The sequence below is a fragment of the Haloactinopolyspora sp. genome (assembly GCF_027324685.1).
In the GTDB taxonomy this organism is placed as follows: domain Bacteria; phylum Actinomycetota; class Actinomycetes; order Jiangellales; family Jiangellaceae; genus Haloactinopolyspora.
The window spans coordinates 1-5,076 of the sequence record NZ_DAHVSH010000121.1 but is presented as its reverse complement, the minus strand read 5'-3'; the positions used below and the strand labels follow the sequence as shown (position 1 = coordinate 5,076).

The 5,076-nt window shown below is 68.3% G+C and carries 6 protein-coding genes; all 6 read right to left on the bottom strand.

Translation table 11 applies throughout. From position 1 onward, the window contains the following. On the bottom strand, nt 1–241 hold a 241-nt coding region (locus tag M6444_RS13800; protein WP_298328360.1), incomplete at its 3' end, for a hypothetical protein. A 170-nt stretch (nt 242–411) separates the two neighbouring features. Beyond that, the gene (locus M6444_RS13795; protein ID WP_298328357.1) at nt 412–1,995 is read right to left on the bottom strand and encodes a sulfatase-like hydrolase/transferase; all 1,584 of its coding nucleotides are present in this window, start codon (nt 1,993–1,995) and stop codon (nt 412–414) included. Between the two features lie 43 nt (nt 1,996–2,038). Next, nucleotides 2,039–2,482 carry an SRPBCC family protein gene (locus M6444_RS13790; RefSeq protein ID WP_298328354.1) on the bottom strand — a complete coding sequence of 148 codons (444 nt, stop codon included), beginning with the start codon at nt 2,480–2,482 and terminating at the stop codon, nt 2,039–2,041. Then, nucleotides 2,479–3,168 carry a hypothetical protein gene (locus M6444_RS13785; RefSeq protein WP_298328352.1) on the bottom strand — a complete coding sequence of 230 codons (690 nt, stop codon included), beginning with the start codon at nt 3,166–3,168 and terminating at the stop codon, nt 2,479–2,481. The genes M6444_RS13790 and M6444_RS13785 overlap by 4 nt, the downstream gene beginning before the upstream one ends. A 92-nt stretch (nt 3,169–3,260) precedes the next feature. Further along, nucleotides 3,261–4,118 carry a maleylpyruvate isomerase family mycothiol-dependent enzyme gene (locus tag M6444_RS13780; protein ID WP_298328351.1) on the bottom strand — a complete coding sequence of 286 codons (858 nt, stop codon included), beginning with the start codon at nt 4,116–4,118 and terminating at the stop codon, nt 3,261–3,263. Nucleotides 4,119–4,490: 372 nt separating this feature from the next. Further along, a complete protein-coding gene (locus tag M6444_RS13775; protein ID WP_298328349.1) occupies nt 4,491–4,694 on the bottom strand; it encodes a hypothetical protein in 204 nt (67 codons plus the stop codon). Nucleotides 4,695–5,076 lie beyond the last annotated feature (382 nt).

The following is a 5,076-nucleotide window of genomic DNA, read 5'->3' as shown; positions in this document are numbered from 1 at the left end:
GGTTGCCGAAGACGACGATTAGCGAGCCGTTGGCGTGGGCGGCGATGCTGCCGGGCAACGCGGGACCGCCGCGTAGTTCCACCGAGCGCGCCAGGGGTTCGAGGGAGCGGGGGTCGATCCGTTCCATTAACGAGATCGCCTCATCGCCAGCACTATGGCCGAGCAGGGACACCTCTCCTGGATCGCGGGTGACGACCATGGTCGAGGCGACGACCATCCGCGACGTGACCTCGAGGCGCACCGCGTTCACCGTGCAGCCCGGGTCCCAGACGAAGCGACGGCCGACCTCCCCTCAACGGGGGGCGCTCACCTGATGACGTGGCGGCCCCCCGTCCTCACACGACCATGGCGATGGCCAGTAGCCGGATGCCGGCGCTGCGGCTCGTGGCCCCGCTGTGTCCGGCGTGGTGCTCATGCCGGTGCTTCGAGGAGAAGCTGCGGCGAGCGCACGGGTGGCTGGTGGTCCTCGAGGTCGGCGACGAGGTCTTCGCGCAGAGCTTGGCGAGCTGGGTCCTCCCACAAGTTGACCTGCTGCAGAGGGTCCTCGTCGAGGTCGTAGAGCTCGCCCTCGGTGCCGTCGTGACATGTGCCCGGCCGGTAGACGGTGCAGAGGTGATGGTCACGCATCATCGTCCGCAGGTGGACGTCGATGCCGAAGATGGCGCTGTCCCATTCGGTGAGGACCCGTTCGAAGCCCCGGGCCTCGGCATCGGCGTCGGTGACGGGGAGCGGTCGTCCCTGCATCCACGGAGGGGCCTCGACCCCGGCGATGGCGCAGAACGTCGGGGCCAGGTCGACTAGGCCCACCGGCTTGGTGACCACCGACGGCCCGGCCAGGGCCGACGGCGTGGGCGCCGCTGGCGCCGCTGGCGACAACAGTGCCGACCTCGCCGGTCGCCACACGAGTGGTAGGCGCATGAGGGCATCGACATGGTACGGCCCCTTGAAGAGGAGGCCGAAGTCGCCGCCCAGCTCACCGTGATCGGTGGTAAAGATGATGTCGACGTCGTCGCTCCATCCCCGCCGGTCGATGGCGGCGAGCACCCGCCCAACCGCCTCGTCGATGAGCTCGCACTCGACGGCGTCGCGGGCCAGAACCTCGCGGAGCTGATCCGGGGTGAGCGAAGCGGGGACCCACCGTGCTGGCGCCTCGTAGTTGGTGACGAGTTCCCCTTCGTACCAGAGGCGCCAGTGCCGAGGCTTGTCTCCGATGATCCGCTCACGGTCGTCAGCCCGTTGCAGGTAGCCAGCCGGAAGTGGGACGTCATGCCAGTCCACACGGCCCACCTCCGACTGGGGCGGGTCCCACGGGTGGTGGGGGTCGGGGAAGCTCATCCAGCAGAACCAGTCGTCGTCGGCGGCGAGGGAGTCCAACCAGCGGATCGTCCGATCTGCCACCCAGTCGGTGTGGTACCAGCTCCGGTCGATCGGGTTCACCTTCACCTGGGGGGCGCCGGTGGTGCCGCCGCCCTCGTCATTGACCTGCAGGGAGCCGTCGAGCACCTGGTAGAAGCCCGCGATGGCCTCGGGGTGCTCGCGTGCCAACCACTGCGCGTAATGGACGGGACCGGCCGGCCCGTGGGTGGCCGACTCCAGGTGCTCGAAGCCCCGGTGCGTGCGGCCTGTTGGGATCCCGTCGCGGCTCATGGCATTCTCCTCGAAGCGGAGGAACGGGTCGAGGTACGGCTGAAAGTGCGCCTTGCCGATGAGCGCGGTCCGGTAACCGGCTTGGTGGAGCACGTCCGCGACCGACGGCGCATGGACGGGCAGTGGAACGCCGTTCATCCACACGCCGTGCGTCGAGGGGTGCTGCCCGGTGAGCATCGTTGACCGTGACGGCATGCACACGACGGACTGGGGGTGCGCACGCTCGTAGCGGATGCCGTCGGCGGCGAGGGCGTCGATGACCGGCGTGCGGGCGATGGTGCCACCGTTGCACCCCAACGTGTCGTAGCGCTGCTGATCGGTGGTGACGAATAGGATCTTGCGACCCATCGGTCCTCCTTTGGGGCTCTGATGACGCTCAGGCGCCCTGCAGCTACCGGCCATCAGGCGCCTGGGTGTGCGGGCTGCAGTGGGGTGCGGTCCCCTCGAGGAGGTCCCGCAGCCTGAAAAGTGCCTGGCCCATGGCGCCGCCGATCACGAGTGCCATCGTCGCCGGGTCGGCGTCGGTGCTGTAGACGACGAGCGATGTGCCGTCGTCGAGGCCGATAACGTCGATGGTCCCCAGGTGCTCCTTGAACAGCGGGGCGGTGATCCGGTACTGGAACCGGTGCTGGAGGGGGTCGATGGTGAGGAGCTGCTCGGGCATGGGGATCCCGCTCCCGGTGGTGATGACGCGGGTGTCGCCGGAGACATCGCAGGCGGTCACGCCGGGGAACCACTCGTGGATGCGGGCCGGATCACCGACGATCGCCCAGATGTCGGCCGCCGGTCTCGCGATGCGCAGCTCCCGCCGGACCGATGCCCGGGTGGACTTCACGGCACCTCTCCAGTCGCCTTGGTCTCGGCAGTCCCGGCCTCGTTGCCCTTGGCCTTTCCAGGTTCCCCGGCCTCGAACCTGGCGGCTACCGGCCCGGCCTCGCCCTCGGCGAGCAACGCCTCGATCGCCCCAACCATTGCAGCCTTCGCCCGATGAGGGGCCAGCACCTGGTCGAAGCGCAGGAGCTGGAAGGATTCGAAAAAGGTCACGATGTCGAGCGCTGCCAGCGTGAACAAGGACCGTAGAGGGTCCAAGGCGGCGAGCTCGGTGCCGAACATCTCGATCAATTGGGCGCGTAGGAAGGCGCGTCCTTGGGCCAGCTTGGTCGAGATGGTCGCCTGGAACGGCGCATGCAACGGTGAGACCGTCGCGGCCGGAGCGACCGCGTCGAAGAGCCGGAAGCGCTGTTCGCCCAGCGCTGCGACCCGGTCCGCGAGGGCGGCGTCCGTCCCAGCGTCGATGGCGAGAAGGGGGAGTGCCCGTTGCTGCTGGCGCCGCACGGCGTCCAGTAGTAAGTCGTCGACGTCGTCGAAGTAGTGTAAGAGCGATCGCGACGAAAGGCGGGAGCGCTCGGCGATCTCGATCGAGCTGTGCCGGGGGTTGCCATCCCGGTACGGGTCGAGTAACGCGTCGACCACCGACGTACGGTTCTTCTGGCGGCGGATGCGGCGCTCGTCCTCTTCCATCGGTTCGCCGTCGCCTACGTCCCCGAACGTGGCGCTCTGGTCCCGCAGCAGTCCGGAAGTGGGGAAGGGGCAGCCTGGCCTGGCAGAGGCGCTCATATCGTGAACGCCATGTTGGTGGCCAGCTGGCCGGCAAGAGCCTCATCGCCCCCGAGCTCGACCTGGTCGATTACCGATGCTGGGTCGAGGCGCCCGCCGATGAGCCGCATAAACAGGGGGAAGGGGAGCGTGATGGACACGGACGGTTCGCCGGGCAGGTTGTCGACAACCCGGGCCCGTCCCTCGACGACGACGTGCAGGTCCCGCTCGATCGGCCCTGTGAGCCGGATCCGGATGGTGCTCCCGTCTGGCATGCCTGCCCGCTTGACCACGATGTAGCCCAGGCTACTCACCACCTCGGCGAGCGACTGCTCTGCCACCGGTCCCGATTCGTTGCCGGGGATGCCGACTGCCCAGCGGATGTCCTCTTCGTGCATCCACGAATCGAAGACACGGACCTCCATGAAGCGCCCATAGGTGCCAGGTCCGACCGGCGTCCACGATGGCTCCTCATAGGCTTCGGGCGCCATGGCCTCGAGCTGGGCCAGGCGCGTGGCGGTGATCTCCTCGAACGCGTCGCGCAGCTCGCTGTGGGAGACCGCACGGAGTGCCACGATCCACGCCTCGTTCATGCGGGCGATGTCGTTGTGGACGTGGTCCCCGACGGAGTCGTCGGGCAGCGGCGGCGGGGGATTGCCGCCAGCCAACTGGAGCTCGTCGCCGACGATATGCGCCACGACGCCGTGGACGTCCCAGCCCGGCAGCGCAGGCGCAGCCCACTGGGCATCGTCCAGCTCGCCGAGCAGGGTGCCGATCGAACCCCATGCGGCACGCAAGAGCGCAACGATCCTCGAACGGGTCGCCCCCTCGTCATCGTCCCCCGCCCCCAGCGCGGTCGAGTCCTGGTCAGTCATGGTGTCCATCCTATGGTGAGCGTGTCCGAGTGCGAGGCGGGCCCCATTCTCGTCCGCGTCACGGTAGACGAGTCCGTTGGCCCGCCAGCATCCGACCCCCCGGTCGCACCACTCGCAGACGATGCCAGCCACCCGGATCCGCCCCCGGCCACCTCCGCTACCGCCCTGTGGAACAGGCCGACGACTGCCCGCCGGACCCGGTGAGCTCGCTGCCGACTTTCGAGAAGTCGATGACGGTTCCTCGGTTGATGTTGAGCGCCGCCTCGCAGAGCTCGAGGACCGCGGCGGCGATAGTCTCCGGGAGACGCTGAGCGATTGCTCGCCGCGCAGCTGGCTGGAACCGGACCTCGTAGCGCTGTGCCGCTTGGCTGGTCACCCGCCGGTGGAGCGCCGGCGGGTGAGGTCCTGGCGGACGCTGTCGAGGTCAGTGCCGGGCTTACCACGGCCCAGGGCTGCCAGGCTCTCGGAGCTGCGGCCGAGTGCCTCGCTGTCGCCGAGGATTTCCAGGGTCATCTCCATGCCCTCCAGGTCGCCCACCGACCTCAAGACAGCCTCGGCCTCCCCGTTGCGGGTCAAGGCGATCCCTTCGTGCTGTTGGTGTACCGTCTGGTCAGCTCGGACAGTCGGGCCTTGGCCTCGGAGAGCGGTACGGGCGTCGCGGCGATCGTCATGGTCAGAACTCTAGTCTGGACCGGTCCACGTGCTGGACTACCAACTCCACCACGACACTGCCCGCCCCCTCTTTCTCATGGCCGCCCACGGCCACATCGGTCCCCGGAATGTCGCGCTTCGGCCGAAGACGCTCCTGGCGACACCACCTGTTGGGCGACAGGTCATTTGATCACGACAACGACACAGAGCGCGAGGATGGAATCCATCGCATGGACGCCCACATCGTCGCCGACGAGGAAACTGTCAAGGCCGCAGACGACCCTCACATGCTGGACTTTCGGCCTTG